A 24374-nucleotide genomic window follows, 5' to 3' on the forward strand; every position below is an offset into this window, starting at 1 on the left:
CGGAACCTCCGCTTATTTGTCGTGACCGTCGTTCCTTTTATTTCTATGCAGCGGTTCGTTTATCTTTCTCATGACACCGCATTCGTCTGAATGACGCGGAAAAGATGGAGAATCAACCGAAGTTTCTTCATCTTTTTCATATAAAACGGTACACTTGTTGCATATAATAAAACTTGGAAAGGAAAGGAGCTAGTTACCCATGGCCATTTTGAGACTGAACCGCCATGATTTGAGCCCGGTTCGTCTTCATACGGTAAAAACGGATAAATATAAAACGAATTTAATCGTTTTGAAATTGCGTGCCCCGCTTGACGAGCGCACCGTGACGATGCGCGCTTTGCTTGCCTACGTATTGCAGCGGGCAACAGCCTCGTTGCCTTCAGCGAAACAGTTGCGGAGAAAATTAAACGAGCTTTATGGAGCCCAGTTGTCGGCGCAATTGGCGAAAAAAGGCGACACGCACGTGATTTCTTTCAAAATGGAAGTCGCCAACGAAAAATTTTTGTCGGATTCCACGCCGCTGCTCGAAAACGCACTCCGCCTGCTTGGCGAGATCATCCTGTCGCCGAAGCTCGTTGACGGTCACTTTGATCCTGAGATTGTCGAGCGGGAAAAACGCACGCTGAAACAGCGCATGCAATCGGTTCGCGACGATAAAATGCGATATGCGACGACACGATTGATCGAAGAAATGTGTAAAAATGAGCCGTATCGCCTTCATGCCTACGGAGAAGAAGAGCGGTTGAATGAAATCACTCCGGAACAGTTGACTACATATTATCGGCAATTGCTTGCCGATAACTTAATCGACGTGTTCATCGTCGGAGACATCGATGAACATGACGTTCGGGGATTGGCTCGAGACGTATTTCGTTTTCCGAAACATGTCGGATCGGAACAAACGGTTCACGTTCTTTCGCATGCCGCTTCTGAAGAAACCGAGGAAATTACCGAAACCGAAGATATCGAACAAGGCAAATTGAATCTCGGTTATCGCACGAACATTACTTTTGGTGACGAAGACTATTTTCCGCTCGTGGTTTACAATGGGATATTTGGCGGATTCCCGCACTCCAAGTTATTCATGAACGTACGCGAAAAAGCGAGTCTCGCTTATTATGCTTCTTCGCGAATTGAAAGCCATAAAGGTTTACTGCTCGTGTTTTCCGGCATTCAATCGTCCAACTATGACAAAGCGGTTTCGATCATCAAGGAACAAACGGAAAAAATGCGGCGCGGGGAAATCGGCGGCGAAGAATTTCAACAGACGAAAAACATGTTGAACCATCAAGTGCTCGAGACGGTCGACAGTGCGGCAGGCTCGGTTGAATTTTTCTTCAACGGTACCGTTGCCGGGAAATCGGTGTCTGTGGAAGACTGGGTAGACGCGATTAACGCGGTCACGCTTGAGGACGTCGTTCGTGTTGCGAATCAAGTGAAGCTGGACACGGTGTATTTTTTGAGGGGAAAGGAGGGATCTTGATGGAACGACTCGCATTCGACCAACTGAAAGAAACGTTGTACCATGAAACGATGGACAACGGCCTTGAAGTGTTTGCGCTGCCGAAACAAGGTTTTCATAAAACATACGCCACTTTTACGACGAAATACGGATCGGTGGACAACACGTTCGTCCCTTTAAACGGTAAGGAACCTATTCAAGTGCCTGACGGAATCGCTCATTTTCTCGAACATAAACTGTTCGAGAAAGAAGACGGCGACGTCTTTCAGCAGTTCAGCAAACAAGGGGCTTCCGCGAATGCGTTCACTTCGTTTACGAGGACGGCTTACTTATTTTCGGCCACTTCCAACGTGAAGAAAAACCTCGAGACGTTGATGGATTTCGTGCAAACCCCGTATTTCACCGAGGAAACGGTTGAGAAAGAAAAAGGCATCATCGGCCAGGAAATTCGAATGTATGACGACCTGCCTGATTGGCGGCTGTTCTTCGGTCTGATTGACAACCTGTATCATCATCACCCTGTAAAAATCGATATTGCAGGTACGGAGCGGTCGATCGCCGAAATCAACAAAGATCTTCTCTATACATGTTACGAAACGTTTTATCATCCGAGTAACATGGTGCTGTTCATTGTTGGTCCCGTCGATCCGGAGGAAATGATCGCGTTCGTACGGGAGAATCAGAGCAACAAAAAATATGAAGCGCAGCCGCCGATTGAACGACGGTTTGAAAAAGAACCGAACGAAAGCGCCCGCTTGAAAAAAGTGATCGAGATGCCGGTGCAAACGTCGAAATGCATGATCGGTTACAAGGAACAGCAGCCGGGCCGGCAAGGCGAAACTTTGCTGCGGCACGAGCTGGCGGTCAACATATTGCTCGATTTGATGTTCGGTCCAAGCAGCGAGAATTACGAACAATTGTATGAAGAAGGGTTGATCGACGAGTCCTTTTCGTTCGATTACACCGAAGAAGAACATTTTGGCTTTTCGATGCTTGGTGGCGATACAAGTCATCCAGATCAACTCGAGCAAAGGCTTTTCGAAATGATCGAACGATTCAAGAACGAACCGTTGGACGAAGCGTCGATCGCACGTGCGAAAAAGAAAAAGATCGGCTCGTTTTTGACGGCCCTCAACGCGCCGGAATTTATCGCCAACCAATTTACGCGTTATCAGTTTAACGGGATGAACTTATTCAACGTCGTTCCCGTGTTGGAAAGTTTGTCCACGGATGTGTTTGCGGAAGTCTTGCATCAACATTTTGATGAAGCCGGGTTCACGGTTTGCCAAGTGAAACCGAGGAAGGGATAACTGGATGAGCGGGAGGAAGTTTGCGCTCGTCACAGGTGCGAGCGGCGGCATCGGTTCGGCGGTGGCGCGGCGGCTGGCCGCAGACGGCTTTTCTTTGTACTTGCATTACAATCAAAATCGGCAAGCGATTGACGATGTCCTGGTTGAACTGAGTCAACTCGGCTGCGCTGCGGTGAAAGTTCAGGCGGATTTGTCTTTAACAGACGGGGCGCGCCGATTGCTGGCGCAAATTAACGATCCCATCGACGTCATTGTTCACAACAGCGGATCGAGTTTCGTCGGTCTCCTTACCGACATGAGTGACGAACAAGTGCGTGATTTTGTGCAGCTGCATGTGACGAGCCCGGTGTTGCTTACGAAGCAGCTGCTCGCCGGAATGATTCATAGAAAAAGCGGGAAAATTGTCGTCGTTTCATCCGTTTGGGGGCGGGTCGGCGCTTCCACGGAAGTTTTGTACTCCACAGTCAAAGGCGCGCTCGATTCATTCGTGAAATCCCTTGCGAAAGAAGTTGCTCCAAGCGGCCTATCGGTGAACGGAATTGCTCCCGGGGCGGTGGACACGAAAATGCTCGATCATCTTACCGAGGCGGAAAAGCAATCACTTAAGGACGAAATCCCGATGGGGCGCTTTGCCGCCCCCGATGAAATCGCCGATCTTGCGGCATTCCTCGTCTCGGAAAAGGCCGCGTACATTAACGGAGAAATTGTCACGATTGACGGCGCTTGGCAATAAAGATGCATAATTTGTTGCTTTCCTTGACATGCTAGAAAAGAATACTATTTCAAGGAGGGTAACATATGTCTGTTCTCGACAATTTCAGCAATTGGAAGGAATTCTTGAACAATCGCATCGACAATGCGGAAAACAAGGGCGTTAATCAGGATACGATCACGAATATCGCGACGGAAATCGGCGGATATCTCGCAGAAAAAGTGGATCCGAGAAACGACGAAGAGCGAGTGTTGGCCGACTTGTGGAAATCAGCCGATGAACAAGAAAAACACGCATTGGCCAGCACGATGGTGAAAATGGTGCAAAATACCCCCAATCGTTAAGGCAACGGGATGTTGGCAATGCTGACATCCCTTTTTTCATCTTATTTGGACGTATTTCTGCATCATTCTGCAACATTCGACCTTTTTTCTCCGAACAAATGATGTTATCATATAAATGTAAAGGATTAGCATTCGACAAACTTCCAGCGAGGAGTCATCGCCTTGGCGAAAAAAGAATGGTATTTAGAATACGAAATACATAAAAACCGCCCCGGCCTGCTCGGTGACATCGCTTCCTTGCTTGGGATGATCGGCATTAACATCTTAACGATCAACGGCGTCGACAATCAACGCCGCGGCATGCTCGTTTTGACCGACAATGAGGAACAGACTGTACAACTTCAATCGATCATCAATACGATGGACAACATAACCGTGACAAAATCCCGCGAACCGAAATTGCGCGACCGGCTCGCGGTAAGGCACGGTCGATACATTGAAAGGGATGCAGACGATCGGAAAACCTTTCGTTTCGTACGCGACGAGATCGGTTTGCTTGTCGACTTCATGGCCGAATTGTTCAAGAAAGACGGCCACCGGCTGATCGGCATTCGCGGATTGCCGCGAGTCGGCAAAACGGAATCGGTCGTTGCTTCGAGCGTCAGCGCAAACAAACGCTGGTTGTTTGTATCTTCCACTTTGCTCAAGCAAACGGTTCGCACCCAGCTTGCGGCTGATGAATTGAGCGAGGATTACGTTTACATCATCGACGGGATCGTGTCCACTCGACGAGCTTCGGAACGACATTGGGAGCTGTTGAGGGAAGTGATGCGCGTGCCGACAACAAAAGTGATTGAGCATCCGGACATATTCGTGCAAGGATCGGAATACGCTATGGAAGACTTTGATTATTTCATCGAGTTAAGAAACCATCGCGATGAAGAAATTAATTACGATATGGTCGACAATAGTTTTTCCTCGTACGATTTTGATTAACGGGCAGGTGATAAACATGAGCGAATTGGGCGACGTTTTGCGTTCGACGCGCGAAGAGAAGGAAATTACGCTCGAACAACTGCAAGCTTCGACGAAAATTCAAAAACGCTATTTGCAGGCAGTAGAGGACGGGAACTACTCGATGCTTCCCGGAAATTTTTATGCCCGTGCATTTATTCGAAGTTATGCCGAAGCCGTCGGTCTCGATCCGCGGAATTTGTTTGAACAATTCAACGCAGATATTCCGAAAACGTCAGAACAACCGGAGACTTTGCCTTCGCGTTCGCAGCGAAGTGAGCGAAGAACGGGGTCTACGGAACCTTCGAAGTGGGCTTCCTTGTTTCCAAAGCTTCTTGTCGCTTTGCTCGTCATCGGAGTCCTGTTTGCCATTTGGGCCGCGTACCAACATTCAACCGTCGAACCGGAAGCAGGCACGGCGGACAAAATGAATGATTCCGACATCGAGTTTTCCGAAAACCTCGATGCGACGAAGGAAGCGGACGATTCCAAAGACAACGGCGTCGATCAAGAGGCAAAGCCAAATGAAGAGGAAGATGAACAGACTCCTTCCGAAAAACAATCAAGTTTTTCACTCGTGAAGACAGGTGTAACAAACGGTATTGCCGAATATACCTTGAAAAACGCGGACGAATTCGTGTTGAAACTCAAGGTCGTCGACGGAGCGAGCTGGGTTGAAATTCGCAAAGACGACGCGAACGGGGAAAAGCTCGAATGGGACACGTTCAAAGCTGGGAAAACGATTACACATGATTTAAGCGGCGCGGAGCGGATTTTCGTAAAAATCGGCAGTTCGCCTCACGTGAAATTATCGATCAACGGGAAACCGTTCGAATTACCGAGCGACGCAATCGTGCAGAAATTGTTATTCACCTATGAACGACCCGACGAAGTTTCCTAATCAATGGGGGACGTTATGTGGAATTTACCGAATCAAATCACGCTTTCTCGCATTGCTTTAATTCCGATATTCATGATTCTTATGCTTGTTCCGTGGAATTGGGGGAGCGTCGCTTTCGCCGGCGTACACATGCCGGCTGCCGATCTCACGGCTGCCTTAATCTTCATCGTTGCCTCGTGCACGGATTGGCTTGACGGCTATTATGCAAGGAAATTAAATCTCGTCAGCGACTTCGGCAAATTCGTCGATCCGCTTGCCGATAAACTGCTGATCACCGCCGCATTTGTTGCACTCGTCGCGATGAATGCCGTGCCGGCGTGGGCGGTCATTATTATTCTTGCGCGTGAATTCGCGGTTTCCGGCTTACGGCAGATTGCCGCCGCCAACGGTGACGTAATCGCTGCCAGCGGCTTAGCCAAATGGAAGACGACGACCCAAATCGTCGCCGTTGCCGCGTTACTTTTACATAATGCGTTTTTTGCCTATTTTTCGTTTCCGTTTGCTTCCTTATGTTTTTGGTTGGCCGTCGTCATGACGGTTCTTTCCGGATGGGATTATTTTTACCGGAACAGATCGATCATTTTTAAATGAAAGCGAGGATCGGCATGGACGCTGAAATCATTGCGGTCGGTTCGGAGTTGCTGCTTGGCCAAATTGTCAACACGAATGCGCAATTTTTATCAAAAGAACTTGCTGAATTAGGCATTAATGTGTATTACCATACCGTCGTCGGTGACAACCGTGATCGATTGCGCAACGCCATCACTCACGCGCAAAACCGTGCCGATTTAATCATTTTTTCCGGCGGTCTTGGTCCGACGAAAGACGATCTTACGAAAGAAACGATCGCCGAATGTTTAGGTCGAAACCTCGTTTACGATTCATTGGCGATGGATCAGATCACGAAATATTTTGAAAAGACGAAGCGGCCGATGACGGAAAACAACAAAAAGCAGGCGCTCGTCCTTGAAAACGCCGAAGTGTTGGCGAATGATCACGGTATGGCTCCCGGCATGGCTCTCCATGTTGATGATAAAACGTACATGTTGTTTCCCGGACCTCCGAGAGAACTGCAACCGATGTATGCGAATTACGGGAAACCTTACTTGATGAGAAAGTTGCAAAAAAGAGAAAGGATTACCTCGCGAGTTTTGCGGTTTTTCGGAATCGGAGAATCGAAACTTGAAACAGAAATTCTTGATTTGATCGACAGCCAGACGAACCCGACGATCGCCCCGTTGGCTGGTTTCGGCGAAGTCATCCTCCGGCTTACTGCGAAAAGCCCCTCCTCCGAAGATAACCTCCAATCGCTCGATGCTCTCGAACAGAAAATTATGCGTCGTGTCGGCCGGTTTTTCTACGGCTATGACGACACGAGCCTTGACAACGAGGTATTCCGAATGTTGAAAAATCGCGGTCTTACGCTTGCTTGCGCAGAAAGTTTGACCGGCGGTTGGTTTGCAAAAACGCTCACCGATAGACCGGGAGCTTCCGGTGTGTTGAACGGGGGGGTGGTTGGTTACACGAATCAAGCGAAAGAACATCTGCTTCACATTCCTCGCTCCGTTCTCGACAACGAAGGTGCTGTAAGCGAAACTTGTGCAAAATTGATGGCGGAAACCTGCATAAACCTTTTCCATGCAGACGTCGGCATCTCGTTTACAGGAGTGGCTGGACCCGATGCGAGCGAAGGAAAAGAACCGGGGATCGTCTATGTGGCGATAGCTGAAAGCGGCAAGCGGACACAAGTCCATTCGTTGTTGCTTGCAGGCAACCGAAACCGGATACGAAACTTGGCCGTGAAGCACGGATTCTTTTACTTGCTGAAACATTTGCAACACGAAAAATCCGAATGAATGTTCGATAAAATGGTTGGCAAATGAAGAAAAACGGTCTATGATAGAGGTAGAAATCGCGTAAAGACGTGGACCAAAAATGAGGAGTGACAAGCAATGAGTGATCGTAAAGCAGCGTTGGATCAAGCTTTGAATAAAATTGAGAAACAGTTCGGAAAAGGGTCGATCATGAAGCTCGGAGAACAGGCGGACCGCCGCGTATCAGCCATTTCGAGCGGCTCTCTTACGCTTGACGTGGCGCTCGGTGTCGGCGGATATCCGCGCGGACGCATCGTCGAGATTTACGGGCCGGAATCATCAGGGAAAACGACGGTCGCCTTGCATGCGATCGCTGAAGTGCAAAAGAACGGCGGGCAAGCGGCATTTATTGACGCGGAACATGCGCTCGATCCCGTTTATGCGGAGAAGTTAGGCGTCGACACGAATGAATTGCTGCTCTCGCAGCCGGATACCGGCGAGCAAGCGCTCGAAATTGCCGAAGCGTTGGTGCGGAGCGGAGCCGTTGACATCATTGTCGTCGACTCGGTTGCAGCGCTCGTGCCGCGGGCGGAAATCGAAGGAGAAATGGGCGATTCGCACGTCGGTCTGCAGGCGCGGCTTATGTCGCAGGCGCTTAGGAAACTGTCCGGCGCGATCAGCAAGTCAAATACGATTGCGATGTTCATCAACCAAATTCGCGAAAAAGTCGGCGTTATGTTCGGGAATCCGGAAACGACGCCAGGGGGACGAGCCTTGAAGTTTTACTCGTCGGTGCGGCTTGAAGTGCGCCGTGCGGAAACGTTGAAACAAGGCGATGAAATGGTCGGCAGCCGTACACGAATCAAAATTGTGAAAAACAAAGTGGCGCCGCCGTTCAAAAAATGCGAGGTCGACATCATGTATGGTGAAGGCATTTCCAAAGAAGGCGAAATGCTTGATATTGGGGCGGCTGAGGATATCGTTCAAAAAAGCGGAGCCTGGTATTCCTATGATGGCGAGCGGCTCGGCCAAGGAAGAGAAAACGCAAAGCAATATTTAAAGGAAAATGGAGAAATCGCCGAACAAATTCGCAAGCAAATCCGGCAACATTATCATCTGGAAACGCCGGTACAAGAAGAACCCGCACAGGAAGATCCAGTTTCATGAGCGAAAAACACCCGCAAGGGTGTTTTTCTTTTGCCGCAAAGTCTCTTGCCTTGTCTTGACATTGACCGACCGGAAAGCTTACAATTAAATCGTATATTTTTGATTTCATTTGAAATTAAAAGTTTACTTTATTCAGTGCTGTATATGAAAGATTGCAGTTACAAAGGTACAGTTGGAAATGCAACCGCAGATAGCAAGAGGAGGTGACAGTATGGCTGGTATGTCTGTTCTCATCTCCACTTTGCTTGTCTCGTTAGTTGTCGGTGTGCTGGTTGGATACTTTATAAGAAGATCCATTGCTGAAGCGAAATTGTCCAGTGCGGAACATGCAGCGCAACAGATAATTGAAGAAGGAAAGCGCGCGGCTGATGCAGCCAAGAAGGAAGCGCTTCTGGAGGCGAAAGACGAAATTCATACGCTTCGGACGGAAGCCGAGAATGAAATTCGTGAACGCAGAGCGGAACTTCAAAAACAGGAGAATCGTCTTGTTCAAAAGGAAGAGATTCTTGATCGAAGAAGCGAAACCTTGGACAAGAAGGAAGAAACGGTCGACAAGAAGGAGGATTCTCTGGCCAAAAAAGAACGACAAATTGAAGAGATGAAAAGCAAAGTGGAACAAATGATGCAGAAGCAGGAAAACGAGCTTGTGCGAATTTCCAGTTTGACGAAAGAAGAAGCACGCGAGATTATTTTTGAACAAGTTCGCCGGGAAACTGAACATGAAACGGCGATGATGGCCAAGGAAATCGAGTCGCGTGCGAAAGAGGACGCCGACAAGAAAGCGAGAGGGATTTTGTCGACGGCATTGCAACGCTGTGCTGCCGATCATGTAGCGGAAACGACCGTTTCCGTCGTCAACTTGCCGAATGATGAGATGAAGGGCCGCATTATTGGCCGCGAAGGTCGCAACATTCGCACGTTGGAAACATTGACAGGCATTGACCTGATTATTGACGACACGCCCGAAGCCGTCATTCTGTCCGGATTTGACCCGATCCGCCGCGAGATTGCGCGCGTTTCGTTAGAGAAACTCGTCCAGGACGGACGGATTCATCCGGCGAGAATTGAGGAGACGGTGGAACGTTCCCGCCGCGAAGTGGATGAAGCCATTCGCGAGTATGGGGAGCAAACGACGTTTGAGGTCGGCATCCACGGACTTCATCCGGACTTGATGAAAATATTGGGACGGTTGAAATTTCGTACAAGCTACGGCCAAAACGTGTTGAAACATTCGATGGAAGTCGCTTATCTGACTGGATTAATGGCGGCCGAACTCGGCGAAGACGAGCAGTTGGCGCGCCGCGCCGGTCTTCTGCACGATATCGGGAAAGCCATTGATCATGAAGTGGAAGGCAGCCATGTCGAAATCGGCGTTGAACTTGCCACGAAGTACAAAGAACATCCGGTCGTCATCAACAGTATTGCCTCGCACCATGGCGACACGGAATCGACGTCGGTGATCTCGACGCTTGTTGCCGCGGCAGATGCTTTGTCGGCCGCGCGTCCGGGAGCGAGAAGAGAAACGCTGGAGACGTACATTCGCCGTCTCGAAAAGCTTGAAGAAATCTCGGAATCGTTCGAAGGCGTCGAGAAATCGTTCGCGATTCAAGCCGGCCGTGAAATTCGCATCATGGTGCAGCCGGATAAGGTCGACGACACGGAATCTTATCGTCTCGCCCGCGAAATTACAAAGAAAATCGAGAACGAATTGAATTATCCGGGTCATATCAAAATCACGGTCATTCGTGAAACGAGGGCCGTCGAATATGCTAAATAAAGTGGTTGATCGACCACTTTATTTTTTTTGGTACAATAAACATAAACCATTCATGAATGTTAGGAGATTTCGATGAAAGTATTATTTATCGGCGACGTCGTCGGACGTCCGGGAAGAAGAATCTTAGATGATTATTTGCCGAAACTGAAACAGAAATATCAACCGACGTTGACGATCGTCAACGGTGAAAATGCTGCGGGCGGGAAAGGCATCACTGAAACCATTTATAAAAAATTTCTCGATCTCGGTGCGCAAGTCGTCACGCTTGGCAATCATGTGTGGGACAACCGTGAAGTTTTCGAATTTATTGACGATGCTCCGTGGCTGATCCGACCTGCCAATTTCCCTTCCGGTACCCCGGGGAAAGGCTTAACCTTCGTCAAAATTAACGATGTTCAAGTTGCCGTCGTTAATTTGCAAGGAAGGACGTTCATGGCGCCGCTTGAATCCCCCTTCACGACGGCTGATGCGCTCATTGAGCAAGCCCGCAAGAAAACGCCGATTGTCATCGTCGATTTTCACGCCGAAACGACGAGCGAGAAACAAGCGCTCGGTTGGTATTTAGACGGCCGCGTTACGGCGGTGATCGGTACGCATACGCACGTGCAAACGGCCGATGAACGAATCCTTCCGAAAGGCACAGCTTATTTGTCCGATGCGGGAATGACGGGTCCGCGCGACGGCATTATCGGGATGGACCGCGACGCGGTCATGAAGAAATTCCTCACCCATTTGCCCGTGCGTTTTGAAGTGGCCTCCGGGAGGGAGCAGTTAAACGGTGTGTTGATCGAGGTTGATCGATCGTCCGGAACGGCAAAATCGATTCAACGCATTGCGATTACCGATGAACAACCTTTTTTTGAATAATGTTAAACTATTAGAAACTTTTCCAAAATAAGCAGGAATACACGGGCTTGATGGCGAATAGGGTTATAATGGCGTCATTATCTTTCTTTTCAAGGGAGGTACCCGAGAAGTGGAAGTATTAAAAGTTTCAGCAAAATCGAGCCCTAATTCCGTAGCAGGTGCACTTGCCGGCGTTCTTCGCGAACGGGGCGGTGCCGAAATCCAGGCGATCGGCGCCGGCGCACTCAACCAAGCGGTAAAGGCAGTAGCGATTGCAAGAGGATTCGTCGCCCCGAGCGGAGTGGACCTCATTTGTATTCCTGCGTTTACAGACATCATCATCGACGGAGAAGAACGAACGGCCATAAAGCTGATTGTCGAACCGAGATAAGAACGAACCGACCTGTTTGGGCGACCGAACAGGTTTTTTTGTTGAAGGAGAGGGTAAGGATGAAATTATTCGATGCTCATTGTGACGTCCTGTTGCATATGTGGAGGGACGAACATCTTGATTTCGCCGACAACGCATTGCATATCGATATGCGGAGATTGACGATAGCCGGCGCGAAAGTGCAATGTTTTGCGATTTTCGTTCCGGAGACCGTGCCGGTTTCCGGGAAATTCGAGACTGCGGTGCAAATGGCTGATATTTTTCATGAACGCATTTTGGGACGTTTTCCCAACATGAAGCATATACGTACAAAAAAAGACATCGAAGCTCTCGGCGACGATGAAATTGGTGCGATGCTGACCCTTGAAGGATGCGACGCCGTCGACGTTGATTTGGCGAAGTTTCGAACGTTGTTCCGGCTTGGCGTTGTTTCCGTCGGGTTAACGTGGAATCATGCAAACGCGTGCGCCGACGGCGTGAAAGAGCCGCGTCAAGGAGGGCTTACCGATTTTGGCAAACAAGTCGTCGAACTGAATAATCGCTTCCGTATTTGGACCGACGTTTCCCATTTGTCGGAAGCAGCGTTTTGGGACGTCATCGAGACTGCGGATTTTCCGATCGCTTCTCATTCGAATGCGAAATCCCTTTGCAGCCACCCAAGGAATTTAACCGATGCCCAAATCAAAGCGTTAATCCATAAAGACGGTTGCATCGGGATCGTGTTTGCGCCTCACTTTTTGCGCGACGATGAGCATGCTTCCATCGACGACGTGCTGCGTCATGTCGAATACGTATGTGAACTCGGCGGCGCTTCGCACCTCGGGTTCGGATCTGATTTTGACGGCATTGATCGCGTGCCGAAACAACTCGAACATTACGGGAAATACCCCGACTTGGTCGAAGCCTTGTTGAAGAGATACCCGGCAAGCGTGGTCGACGGTTTTTGTTTTCAGAATTTCGCAAATGCCTTCCCGCGTTAGGGTAGAAAGAGTTTGATCTACTTGAAACATTTCAAAAGGGTTGAATATTGTGACGAAAAAGGCTATATTGAAATCGTTTAGGAGTATTTCTTTTGTTAGCGAAATATTCCGAAAAAAGGGGTGTGACGATGGTTAATCAATTTTCTTGGAAAGTGGGCGGACAGCAAGGTGAAGGGATCGAAAGCACCGGGGAAATTTTCGCCTCCGCGTTGAACCGCTCAGGTTATTATTTGTACAGTTACCGTCATTTTTCTTCGCGAATTAAAGGCGGGCACACGAACAACAAAATTCGCGTAAGTACGACACAAGTGCGTTCCATGTCGGATGATCTCGATTTGCTTGTCGCCTTTGATCAAGAAACGATTGATGTCAACGTCCATGAATTGAATGAAGGCGGCATTGTCTTAGCCGATGAAAAGGTGAAACCTCACGTTCCGGATGATTCCGGAGCACAGCTCTATTCGATACCGTTCACGAAAATCGCGACGGAACTTGGAACTTCGTTAATGAAAAATATGGTCGCGCTCGGAGCGTCGGCAGCCGCGCTTGGTTTGCCGCCTGACTTTTATGACGAAATCGTCGCAGAAATATTCGGCCGCAAAGGGCAAGCGGTCGTCGAAAAAAACCGTGAAGCGATTCGCCGCGGTGCGGAACACTTTCTCAAATTAGGCGGAAACCCGTTTCTTGAACTCGCAAAAGCCGACGGCAAGAAACGCATGTACATGATCGGCAACGACGCGATCGGTCTTGGCGCTTTAACCGCCGGGGTACGGTTCATGGCGGCTTATCCGATCACACCGGCGAGCGACATTATGGAATATTTGATTAAAAAACTGCCCGAGTTCGGCGGCACGGTCATTCAAACAGAGGATGAAATCGCTGCTTGCATGATGTGTATTGGTTCCAACTATGCTGGGACGAGGGCTTTTACAGCGTCCGCCGGTCCCGGGCTTTCCTTAATGATGGAGTCAATCGGGCTTGCCGGCATGACCGAAACACCGCTTGTCGTCGTCGATACACAGCGCGGCGGCCCGAGCACGGGGCTGCCGACGAAACAGGAACATTCGGATCTTTTGGCAATGATTCACGGCACGCACGGGGAAATCCCGAAAATTGTTTTGGCTCCGAGCACGGTCGAGGAAGCTTTTTACGATATCGCGGAAGCTTTCAATCTCGCCGATCGCTATCAATGTCCAGTCATTTTCCTTTCCGACTTGCAATTGTCGCTCGGCAAACAAACCGTTGAACCGCTTGACTTGAAACGAATCAAGGTCGATCGCGGGCGCCTGCTGAAAGACGGAGAACTTTCGGAACAAGAAGACAAGCAATATTTCAAACGGTACGAAACGACGGAAGACGGCATTTCTCCGCGCGTGTTGCCGGGAACGAAAAACGGCATTTTCCACGCGACAGGCGTCGAGCATGATGAAACTGGAAAACCGTCGGAAAATGCGGAAAACCGAATTAAGCAAATGAATAAAAGGTTGCGCAAACTGCAAAATCTTTCTTACCCGGAAGCGATTTATCGGAACGCAAAACATCAGGAGGCCGATTTGCTCGTTGTCGGCATCAGTTCGAGTCGGGGAGCGATTGAAGAAGCGATTCCGCTATTGGAAGACGACGGCTGGAAGGTCAACCATGCCCACGTCCGTCTCGTTCATCCTTTCCCGGCCGATGAAATGAAAGCGTTGATGGACACAGCGAAACGGATCGCGGTCGTGGAAAATAATGCAACGGGGCAATTGGCGTCCATCATCAAGACGAACGTTGGACAGGCTGAAAAAATCGAGAACGTCCTGAAATACGACGGTACACCGTTTTTGCCGAAGGAACTTTATGGACAATTCAAGACAGTGTTGGACAAAAAAGCGGTTACGCAATAGAGAGGAGCAATGAACATGGCAACGGCAAAAGATTTTCGCAATACGGTGCGTCCGAATTGGTGCCCGGGATGCGGCGATTTTTCAGTACAAGCTTCCATTCAGCGTGCGGCCGCGAATCTCGGCCTCGAACCGGATGATATGGCTCTGATTTCCGGCATCGGATGTTCGGGACGCATTTCGGGTTACGTTAACACGTACGGTTTTCACGGTACGCACGGACGTGTGTTGCCGCTTGCGCAAGGCGTGAAGATGGCTAACCGGGACTTGACGGTCATCGCTGCAGGTGGAGACGGCGACGGTTTCGCGATTGGACTCGGCCACACCCTTCATGCCATTCGTCGGAACATTGACATCACGTATATCGTCATGGACAACCAAGTATACGGGTTGACAAAAGGGCAAACGTCTCCTCGCAGCGAAGCAGGGTTTAAGACGAAGAGCACGCCCGAAGGCTCGGTGGAGTCGGCGATGTCTGTCATGGAAATGGCGTTAACCGCCGGCGGCTCGTTTATCGCCCAAGGGTTTTCCACGAACGTAAAAGAACTGACCGATTTAATTGAACGAGCGGTGCATCATAAAGGCTTTTCTTTCTTGAACGTATTCAGTCCGTGTGTCACTTATAACAAAATCAACACGTACGATTGGTTTAAAGAAACGCTCGTCTCTTTAGATTCAGTCGAAAATTATGATCCGTCGAATCGCGTACAAGCAATGCAAACATTGATGGAGCACAACGGCTTTGTAACCGGAGTCATTTACCAGGATGAAAAACGCCCGTCTTACCAAGACGTCGCACACGGATACAGTAAGGAGCCGCTCATCGACGCTGATTTGTCGATCAACGAACGCAAGTTTGAGCAACTTTGTGCAGAATTCATGTAACTTGATCGGAAAGCCCGGCCGCCCGGCCGGGTTTTTCTTTTTAACGCCGCTGAAAGGGATTTCAGTTTGTTTGCTTCAAGGAATTTTGAAAGCGTTTTCCTTACGGTTACATTTGTGCGTATGGAGTGGACACGTATCTTTACGAACTTCCGAAATAGTGTTAGAATAGTTTTGGTTATACGTTTTTTGGAGAAAGGGGTGTACACCGTGGAAGGAATGATGAAGGCACTCGTTAAGAGTGAACGAGGGAGTGGAGCCCAATTGAAGCAAGTCCAGATTCCTTCGATTTCGGATAACGAAGTGCTCGTGAAGGTGAAAGCTACATCCATTTGCGGAACCGATGTTCACATATATACATGGGACGAATGGGCGCAAAGCCGGATTCAAACACCGTATACGTTCGGACATGAGTTTTCTGGTGTTGTTGTGGAAACCGGCAAAAATGTGATCGATGTGAAAGTCGGCGATCATGTTTCGGCAGAGACGCATTTTGTGTGCGGAAGATGTCCACAATGTTTGCGAGGAGATCATCACGTCTGTCAGCATACGAAAATTCTCGGCGTGGACGTGAACGGATGTTTTGCAGAATATGTGGCCGTTCCTGCGGAAAACATTTGGCACAACAGCAAAGAGACGCCGCATGACATTGCATCCATTCAAGAACCGATGGGAAATGCGGTTCACACCGTTTTATCCGGTGATGTAACGATGAAAACGGTCGGTATCGTTGGCTGCGGTCCGATTGGGTTGCTTGCGATTGGTGTTGCGAAGGCTGCGGGTGCGGCGAACGTATTTGCTTTTGACGTGAACGATTATCGGCTTGATTTGGCGAAACAAATGGGTGCCGATGTAACCGTGCATTCAATGAACGAAAATCCGCTCGCAGTCGTGGACAAACATACCGGCGGAAACGGATTAGAGGTCGTTTGCGAAATGTCGGGCAACCCGATTGCGATGGACCAAGCGTTTAAGATGGTTTCCTACGGCGGCCGCGTCTCGATTCTCAGCTTGCCGACGAAGCCGATCACCCTCGATGTCACGAATGACATCGTCTTTAAAGGTGTGACCGTGAAAGGCATTACCGGAAGAAGAATGTTTGAAACATGGCGTCAAGTTTCCAGCTTCCTTGAAACGAAATCGGTTGACGTTGAACCGATGATCACGCATTCGTTTAAACTCGAAGACTTTGAAAAAGGGTTTGACCTGATGATTCAAGGGAAATGCGGGAAGGTCGTTCTTCATCCGTGAGCATAAGTTCATATTTTAAAAACAAGAAAGGAGCATGGCCCATGCAAGGCTTTGAATACTTACAAGAGCGTCTTGATGACATGAAGAAAGAAGGCGTTTTTCGCGAGCTCATTCCGCTCGAGTCGAAACAAGGCTCGAAGGTAACGATTAAAGGGAAAGAAGTCATTCAGTTGTCTTCGAACAACTACCTCGGTTTGACGGATCATCCGAAGATGATGGCTGCAGCGGAAAAGGCGGTTGAACAATACGGTGTCGGCACCGGTTCCGTACGTACGATTGCTGGAACGCTGGCGATGCACAATGAATTTGAGGAAAAATTGGCTGAATTTAAGCACACGGAAGCGGCGCTCGTCTTCCAATCGGGCTTTACGACGAACCAAGGGGTGCTTTCCTCCATTCTTAGCGAAGGCGACGTCGTCATTTCCGACGAATTGAACCACGCTTCGATTATCGACGGCATTCGTTTGACGAAAGCGGCTCGAAAAATTTACAAGCATTCCGACATGCAATCGCTCGAAGAAGCGCTGAAAGCTTCGCAAGACTATCGTACGAAGCTCGTTGTTACCGACGGTGTTTTCTCGATGGACGGCGACATCGCACCGCTTCCGGAAATTGTCGAATTGGCCGAGAAATACGGCGCGATGGTCATGGTTGACGATGCACACGCCAGCGGTGTGCTTGGCAAAAACGGCCGCGGCACGGTCAATCATTTCGGTCTCGACGGCCGCGTACACATTCAAGTCGGTACGTTGAGCAAAGCAATCGGCGTGCTCGGCGGGTATGTCGCAAGTACGCAAACGCTGCGTGACTATTTGATTCACCAAGGCCGCCCGTTCTTATTCAGCACCTCTCATCCGCCGGCAGTCACTGCGGCTTGCAGCGCGGCGATTGACGTGCTGCAAGAGGAGCCGGAATTGATCGAAAAGCTTTGGGACAATACGCGCTTCTTCAAGCAATCGTTGAAAGATCTCGGCTTCGATATCGGCAACAGCGAAACGCCGATTACGCCGGTGCTTGTCGGCGACGGCGCGAAAGCGCATGAGTTGTCCGATCAACTGTTTGAACACGGCGTATTTGCGCAAGGCATTGCGTTCCCGACTGTACCGAAAGGGGCTGCCCGCGTGCGCAACATCGTTACGGCGCAACATTCGAAAGAGGAGTTGCAGCAAGCGATTGACGCTTATGAAAAAGTCGGCAAAAAACTTCGTCTCATCTAAACCGATACACCGCCGAACCGGCGGTTTATCGGTTTTTTTTTATTGTTGGTTTTGGTATAATGAACAAGTTAGAGACCGAAGCTGCAACAAGGAGGACGCAAGGAAGATGACTCATTCGTCCGAAAAAACAAAATCGACCGATCATTACGCGAAATATTTTCAACATACGTATCAAGCGCCGAACTTGAAAGAAGCAAGAAGGCGTCGGAGAAACACCGTTCAACATTTAAACGATTTCAGCATTCCCGAAGACATTCAAGGACTCGGGGAAGGCAAGCACTATTTAATTCGCACGTACGGCTGCCAAATGAACGAGCATGACACAGAAGTGATGGCAGGCATTTTCGAAGAAATCGGCTATTCGGCGACGGAAGTTGAGGAAGAGGCCGATGTGATTTTGTTGAACACATGTGCAATTCGGGAAAATGCCGAAAACAAAGTGTTTGGGGAAATCGGTCATTTGACCCATTTGAAAAAAGAAAAGCCGGGGTTGATTCTCGGCGTTTGCGGCTGCATGGCGCAGGAGGAAGCGGTCGTGAATCGGATTCTCCAAAAGCATCCGCACGTCGACCTCATCTTCGGCACGCACAACATTCATCGCTTGCCGCAGCTCATTAAAGAAGCGCTCTTTTCGAAAGAAATGGTGCTTGAAGTTTGGTCTAAGGAAGGCGACGTGATCGAGGACTTGCCGAAAGCGCGCAAAGGGAACATTCGTGCATGGGTGAACATCATGTACGGCTGCGACAAGTTTTGCACGTATTGCATCGTTCCTTACACGAGAGGCAAAGAACGGAGCCGCAAACCGCAGGAAATCATCAGCGAAGTGCGCGAGCTCGCACGCCAAGGGTATAAGGAAATCACGCTGCTCGGGCAAAACGTGAACGCCTACGGCAAAGATTTGGAAGGCGAGACGTACCGCCTCAGCCACTTGATGGATGATATTCGCAAGATCGACATTCCGATCGTGCGTTTTACGACAAGTCACCCGTGGGATTTCACGGATGATTTAATCGAAGTGCTGGCCAAAGGCGGCAACCTTGCGGAACACATTCATTTGCCGGTTCAATCCGGAAATTCCGACATTTTAAAAATCATGGGCCGCAATTACTCGCGCGAGTCATACCTCGAGTTGTTCCATAAGCTGAAGAAGGCGATTCCGAACGCATCGTTCACGACCGACATCATCGTCGGTTATCCGAACGAGACGGAAGAACAGTTCGAAGATACGTTGTCGCTCGTAAGGGAGTGCCAATTTGACGGCGCGTTCACGTTCATTTATTCGCCGCGTCCCGGGACACCGGCGGCGAAAATGAAAGATGATGTGCCGATGGACGTAAAGAAAGAGCGGTTGCAGCGGCTCAACGCGCTCGTTAACGAACTTTCGGCCAAGAGCAGCAAACGATACGAAGGCAAAACCGTCGAAGTGCTCGTCGAAGGGGAAAGCAAGAAAAATCCGGACGTTTTGTCTGGACATACGCGAACTAACAAAGTGGTGAACTTCCGCGGGGATCCTTCCCTCATCGGGGAAATTGTGCCCGTGAAGATCAAGCAGGCGAAAACTTGGTCGTTAGACGGAGAACTGGCCACAGCAGTCGAGGTGAGTCGATAATGGAAAAATATTCACGAGTGGAAATCATCGGCAAGGCGAAACAACTCGCGCGGATGATTTCGGAAACCGAAGAAGTCGAATTCTTTCAAAAAGCGGAACAGCAAATTAACGAAAACGAGAAAGTGAGCGGATTGATCGCGCAAATTAAATTGAAACAAAAAGAAGCCGTCAATTTGCAGCATTTTGGGAAACACGAAGCTTTGAAAAAGGTGGAAGCGGAAATTGATGAGCTGACGGATGAACTCGAAGGCATTCCGATCGTACAGGAATTCAAAGATTCCCAGTCGAGGATCAATCAGTTGCTGCAGCTCATTTCCAAGACGATTTCCAACACCGTTACCGAAGAAATCATTAAAGCGAGCGAATCCAATGAAACAAAGCTCGATTTAAAATCATAACGTGAACGAACGCCCCGGCCGGGGCGTTTTTTTCATGGGGAAGGAGCTCTCGCGTGCCGAAAACTGCATGATCATCGGGAAGATCGACATTGCACACTAGTCATTCGCCCTGCATAAGATGGGATTGAGATTGGAAGGGGAGGTATTAACAAGAAAATGTCATTTGATCATGAACAAAACTATCGAGAAATTATCACAAAGGCGGTCGTCGGCAAAGGAAGAAAATTTTCGCAAAGCGCGCACACCGTTTCTCCGGCGCATCGTCCGTCAAGCATCCTTGGCTGCTGGATCATCAACCATAAGTACAGAGCGAGAAAAGACGGAGATGTCGTCGTCATCGAAGGAAGCTATGACACGAATACGTGGTATTCCCATAATAAGAATACGAAAACCGAAGTTGCGACGGAAACGGTCTCTTATAAAGACGTTGTTCCGCTTTCGGCCAAAGATGAAAACTGCGATAAGTTCGAAGACGTGCACGTTCGAATCTTGCAAGAGCCGAATTGCTTGGAGGCGAACATTTCTCCAAACGGCAATAAAATCATTATCCAGGCGGAACGCGAAGTAATCGTTGAAGTCATCGGCGAGACGAAAATGTGCGTAGCGGTCAATCCGGACGGCTGCATCGGAGACGTTGAGGACAAAAACTGGGACTATGAACTCGAAGATGAAGAATTCGAAGATTTGGATCCGAATTTTCTCGTCGGAGATCTTGAAGAATAACCGGGAAGAAGGGCCCTTCTCCCCGGTTTTTTCCGTATAACGAGGGAGAGCGATGAAAAAAGCGTTGGCGAATTACATTTCCGGACTGCCGCTCCGGCGCGTGCATGTGCTCCACGATAGGAAAATTACGTTACGTGTGATCAACGATGAGTTTGAAGCCATTAAAGTGGAATGGAAGAAACCAGGGGAAACCGACGGTTGGCAGCCGGCGAATCGCGAGGAGCGGTTTCGATTCCGCAAAGGAATCGAGACGGCGGTCCATGTTTTGTACGTTTGCGACCTTCCGCACGGCGAATGTATTGTTCAGCGGGAGACGGATGATGAATACCATCTGTTCAAGGTAAGCGGCAAGGCTGACAGGAACGAACGCCGGCCGCCGTCGGGAATCATCACATACGGCGCGGATGTCGAATGTTTAGTTGTGAGGCGAGGCAGTCATCGACTAGTACCGGCTTCGCAATGGCTGAGAAGAAACGGTGCGATCGGTTACGATGATGCGGTCGCATTGAAAGGCAACAAAGTTTTGCGGCCGATCGTCGAATTGCGGCCGGAGCCGGCGGCCGACGGGGATCAATTGTTTATCAATGTGAGCAAACTGTATGTCCGGTTGGAACAATTTTTACGAAAAAATGGGCTTTGCGCCGTTTCCGAAGGACGCGGGCGATTGTCCCTCGGCGGCCATTTGCATATTGGCGGCGTTCGGCCTTCGTTTTCGCTCGTTCGCCGTCTCGATGTTTTTCTTGCCTTGCCGATGGCGCTGATCGAACCGGGCGATCCGACGATGCGGCGGAAACGGTTCGGAAGGTTTGGCTCCGTGCGTGCCAACGACTTTGACGGCTTTGAATATCGGGTGCTTGCTTCTTGGTATGATAGGATTCCGGAACTGCTCCCGATGTTTCGTTGGTTTTGTTACCTCGTGCGGCACTATGACCGCCTGCCGTATCTCTCATTTTCGACAACGATTCTCGAAAGCTATAATGCTCATTCGATCGACCTGTTGAAAGAAACGGCTGCCTGCCTTGAAGGCATTTGTGCAGACATGTTGCCTGCGGACGATTACAAGTGCATCGCGACGCCTTTTTTTCGGTTGCTTCGCTAGAAACAGAGTATGCTATAATACTTGCAGATGCAGGCGAAAGGATGTCGAAGCATGGCGTACACTCCGATGATTCAACAATATTTGTCGATTAAGGCACAATACAAGGATGCCTTTTTATTTTTCCGTCTCGGCGATTTTTACGAGATGTTTTTCGAGGACGCCAAGCGTGCTTCCAAAGAACTTGAGATTACGCTGACTTCGCGGGACGGAGGCGGAAACGAGCGGATTCCGATGTGCGGGGTGCCTTATCATTCCGCTTCCGCTTACATCAACCAGTTGATCGAAAAAGGATACAAGATTGCGATTTGCGAACAGATGGAAGATCCGAAGGTGACGAAAGGGATGGTCAGGCGCGAGGTGGTCCAGCTGATCACCCCCGGGACGATCATGGAAGGGAAAACCCTCAGTGAAAAACAAAACAATTTTATCGTCGCTTTGTCGATGTTTGATGATCGCTCCTACGGCTTGGCGATGAACGATTTGACGACGGGGGAAAACCGTCTGACGATCGTTTCCGGCGATTGGGACGAGGTTATCCGGGAAATTGACGCGGTCGATGCGCGGGAGGTCGTCGTGCCTCCCGACCTTCCCGAACAACACGCCAAGCGGATGCGGCAGCAGTTGGACATTACATTGTCGGTCGAAGCGGAAACGGACGTTCACGAGTCGTTTCGGCCGTTGACGGAAAAGCTCGATGACGATTCATCGATCCTTGCTTTCGGTCGATTGCTGAACTATTTGCTGCGGACGCAAAAACGGTCACTCGATCATTTGCAGCCGGTGGAAGTCGTTGAACCGAACCAATACATGAAAATGGACGTGCATTCGAAACGAAATTTGGAGCTCGTCGAGACGATCCGCAACAAAGGGAAAAAAGGGTCGCTGCTCTGGCTCCTTGATGAGACGGCGACGGCTATGGGAGCAAGAAAACTGAAGCAATGGATCGAACGCCCGCTCGTGAGCCGGCAGGCGATTGCCGAAAGGCTGCAAGTTGTCGCTGCGTTAAAGGACCAATTCTTTCAGAGAGAAGCGTTGCGCGAAGAGTTGAAAGGCGTGTACGACCTTGAACGATTGGCGGGGCGAGTGGCGTTCGGCAACGTCAACGCGCGGGATTTGGTGCAATTGAAGAAATCGCTGCAGCGGGTTCCGGGGATTGTCGCGGTCGTCAATGAGCTTGAGGAATTGCCGGTTCAGGAAAGGTTCGGCCGTCTCGAATTGTGCGAATCGCTCGTCGCGTTGCTTGAAGCTGGCATCGCCGACGACCCGCCGCTTTCCGTAAAAGACGGCGGACTGATTAAGGACGGTTACAACCGCCAGTTGGACGAGTACCGCGAAGCGGCACGGAACGGGAAAGATTGGATTGCCGCCCTGCAGATGAGAGAACGGGAAGAAACAGGCATCAAGTCGCTGAAAGTCGGCTTTAACAAAGTGTTCGGCTATTATATCGAAGTGACGAAAGCGAACCTCGGCCAAATTCCGGAAGGCCGTTACGAACGAAAACAAACGTTGACAAATGCGGAACGGTACGTCACCCCTGAATTGAAAGAAAAGGAAGTGCTGATTCTCGAGGCTGAGGAGAAAATGCTTGACCTTGAATACGAACTGTTCTTGGCGATTCGCGAACAAGTGAAAACGTACATACCTGATTTGCAGCTTCTTGCGAAACAGATCGCCGAACTCGACGTGTTGCAAGGGTTCGCGGTTGTGAGCGAAGAAAGGCAGTATTGCTGCCCGGAATTTTCCCGCGACCGGGAAATCATGATTCGCGGCGGAAGGCATCCCGTCGTTGAGAAAGTGCTCGACGACGGCACGTATGTTGCCAATAATTTCGAGATGAACCGCGAGCGGAACATGCTGCTGATCACGGGACCGAACATGGCGGGAAAGAGCACGTATATGCGCCAGCTCGCGCTGACCGCCGTAATGATGCAGGTCGGTTGTTTCGTTCCCGCGGCGGAAGCCCGTTTGCCGATCTTCGATCAAGTGTTCACGCGTATTGGGGCGGCCGACGATCTCGTCGGCGGTCAAAGCACGTTCATGGTCGAAATGCTCGAAACGAAGGATGCGCTCGCAAAGGCGACCGAACATAGTCTCATCTTGCTCGATGAGATCGGCAGGGGAACGTCGACGTACGACGGGATCGCGCTTGCCCAGGCGATCATTGAGCATATTCACGACACGATCAAAGCGACGACACTGTTTTCGACCCATTACCATGAACTTACGAAACTAGGCAAAACCCTCGACCGGCTCGTAAACGTTCACGTCGGGGCAATGGAGGACGAAGGACGCATCGTGTTTCTCCATAAAGTGATCGAAGGGGCCGCGGATGAGAGCTACGGCATCCACGTCGCGCAGTTGGCGGAATTGCCCGACGAAGTCATTGCGCGGGCGCGCGTCATTTTGAAAGAGTTGGAGACGTCGTCGCAAGCAGCCGCGAGCGTCCAAGATCGCCGGTCGGAAGAACGGGATCTCGGTAAGCAATTGTCGTTTTTCGTGCGCGATTCCGGGGGACACCCGAAGCGAAAAGCGATGTCGGAGAAAGAAGGGCAATTGATCCGGAAACTGCAAACGATCGATTTGATGGAGTTGACGCCGCTTGAGGCGATGAACAAGTTGTACGAGCTGCAAAAAATGGTGGACGAGAAAGGGTGAGG

At 49.8% G+C, this 24374-nt stretch carries 22 protein-coding genes; all 22 read left to right on the top strand.

Annotated elements, in window-relative coordinates; all coding sequences use genetic code 11:
- The first annotated feature begins 199 nt into the window (after positions 1-199).
- The 22 genes from VFK44_12170 (at position 200) to mutS (ending at position 24372) form a co-directional block, all read left to right on the top strand.
- Entirely contained in the window at positions 200-1483 is a 1284-nt protein-coding gene (locus VFK44_12170) for a pitrilysin family protein (GenBank protein ID HET7629119.1), read from the top strand.
- Positions 1483-2772: a pitrilysin family protein gene (locus VFK44_12175; GenBank protein HET7629120.1), complete on the top strand. Its 1290-nt coding sequence runs from the start codon at positions 1483-1485 to the stop codon at positions 2770-2772. Before VFK44_12170 ends, VFK44_12175 begins: the two co-directional genes overlap by 1 nt.
- Positions 2773-2776: 4 nt before the next feature.
- Entirely contained in the window at positions 2777-3505 is a 729-nt protein-coding gene (locus tag VFK44_12180; protein HET7629121.1) for an SDR family oxidoreductase, read from the top strand.
- 65 nt (positions 3506-3570) lie between these two features.
- A complete protein-coding gene (locus VFK44_12185; GenBank protein HET7629122.1) occupies positions 3571-3828 on the top strand; it encodes a DUF3243 domain-containing protein in 258 nt (85 codons plus the stop codon).
- Positions 3829-3990: 162 nt separating this feature from the next.
- Complete coding sequence (locus VFK44_12190) at positions 3991-4764, top strand: DUF3388 domain-containing protein (GenBank protein ID HET7629123.1); 774 nt, start codon at positions 3991-3993, stop codon at positions 4762-4764.
- A 16-nt stretch (positions 4765-4780) separates the two neighbouring features.
- Positions 4781-5683, top strand: coding sequence for a RodZ domain-containing protein (locus VFK44_12195; GenBank protein HET7629124.1), 903 nt, complete (start codon positions 4781-4783; stop codon positions 5681-5683).
- Positions 5684-5698: 15 nt separating this feature from the next.
- Entirely contained in the window at positions 5699-6274 is a 576-nt protein-coding gene (gene pgsA / locus VFK44_12200) for a CDP-diacylglycerol--glycerol-3-phosphate 3-phosphatidyltransferase (protein HET7629125.1), read from the top strand.
- Between the two features lie 14 nt (positions 6275-6288).
- Positions 6289-7539: a competence/damage-inducible protein A gene (locus tag VFK44_12205; protein HET7629126.1), complete on the top strand. Its 1251-nt coding sequence runs from the start codon at positions 6289-6291 to the stop codon at positions 7537-7539.
- Between the two features lie 96 nt (positions 7540-7635).
- Positions 7636-8664 carry a recombinase RecA gene (gene recA / locus VFK44_12210; GenBank protein ID HET7629127.1) on the top strand — a complete coding sequence of 343 codons (1029 nt, stop codon included), beginning with the start codon at positions 7636-7638 and terminating at the stop codon, positions 8662-8664.
- Between the two features lie 211 nt (positions 8665-8875).
- Positions 8876-10441 carry a ribonuclease Y gene (rny, locus tag VFK44_12215; GenBank protein HET7629128.1) on the top strand — a complete coding sequence of 522 codons (1566 nt, stop codon included), beginning with the start codon at positions 8876-8878 and terminating at the stop codon, positions 10439-10441.
- 72 nt (positions 10442-10513) lie between these two features.
- Positions 10514-11308, top strand: a complete 795-nt coding sequence (locus VFK44_12220) for a TIGR00282 family metallophosphoesterase (GenBank protein ID HET7629129.1) — start codon at positions 10514-10516, stop codon at positions 11306-11308.
- Between the two features lie 109 nt (positions 11309-11417).
- Entirely contained in the window at positions 11418-11678 is a 261-nt protein-coding gene (gene spoVS / locus VFK44_12225; GenBank protein HET7629130.1) for a stage V sporulation protein SpoVS, read from the top strand.
- Between the two features lie 59 nt (positions 11679-11737).
- On the top strand, positions 11738-12658 hold the full coding sequence (locus VFK44_12230; protein ID HET7629131.1) for a dipeptidase: 921 nt from the start codon (positions 11738-11740) through the stop codon (positions 12656-12658).
- 128 nt (positions 12659-12786) lie between these two features.
- Positions 12787-14541: a 2-oxoacid:acceptor oxidoreductase subunit alpha gene (locus VFK44_12235; protein ID HET7629132.1), complete on the top strand. Its 1755-nt coding sequence runs from the start codon at positions 12787-12789 to the stop codon at positions 14539-14541.
- Positions 14542-14556: 15 nt separating this feature from the next.
- Positions 14557-15423 (top strand): 2-oxoacid:ferredoxin oxidoreductase subunit beta, encoded by an 867-nt coding sequence (locus VFK44_12240; protein HET7629133.1) that lies wholly within the window; start codon positions 14557-14559, stop codon positions 15421-15423.
- Between the two features lie 216 nt (positions 15424-15639).
- On the top strand, positions 15640-16671 hold the full coding sequence (gene tdh, locus VFK44_12245) for an L-threonine 3-dehydrogenase (GenBank protein HET7629134.1): 1032 nt from the start codon (positions 15640-15642) through the stop codon (positions 16669-16671).
- A 41-nt stretch (positions 16672-16712) separates the two neighbouring features.
- A complete protein-coding gene (locus VFK44_12250; GenBank protein ID HET7629135.1) occupies positions 16713-17888 on the top strand; it encodes a glycine C-acetyltransferase in 1176 nt (391 codons plus the stop codon).
- 106 nt (positions 17889-17994) lie between these two features.
- Positions 17995-19497 (top strand): tRNA (N6-isopentenyl adenosine(37)-C2)-methylthiotransferase MiaB, encoded by a 1503-nt coding sequence (gene miaB / locus VFK44_12255; protein HET7629136.1) that lies wholly within the window; start codon positions 17995-17997, stop codon positions 19495-19497.
- Complete coding sequence (locus tag VFK44_12260; GenBank protein ID HET7629137.1) at positions 19497-19895, top strand: YlbF family regulator; 399 nt, start codon at positions 19497-19499, stop codon at positions 19893-19895. Before miaB ends, VFK44_12260 begins: the two co-directional genes overlap by 1 nt.
- Before the next feature lie 156 nt (positions 19896-20051).
- Complete coding sequence (gene cotE, locus VFK44_12265) at positions 20052-20618, top strand: outer spore coat protein CotE (protein ID HET7629138.1); 567 nt, start codon at positions 20052-20054, stop codon at positions 20616-20618.
- A 52-nt stretch (positions 20619-20670) separates the two neighbouring features.
- Positions 20671-21717 (top strand): hypothetical protein, encoded by a 1047-nt coding sequence (locus VFK44_12270; GenBank protein ID HET7629139.1) that lies wholly within the window; start codon positions 20671-20673, stop codon positions 21715-21717.
- A gap of 51 nt (positions 21718-21768) precedes the next feature.
- Positions 21769-24372: a DNA mismatch repair protein MutS gene (mutS, locus tag VFK44_12275; protein ID HET7629140.1), complete on the top strand. Its 2604-nt coding sequence runs from the start codon at positions 21769-21771 to the stop codon at positions 24370-24372.
- The last annotated feature ends 2 nt before the right edge of the window (positions 24373-24374 follow it).

This window comes from Bacillales bacterium, from assembly GCA_035700025.1.
Lineage (GTDB): Bacteria > Bacillota > Bacilli > Bacillales > DASSOY01 > DASSOY01.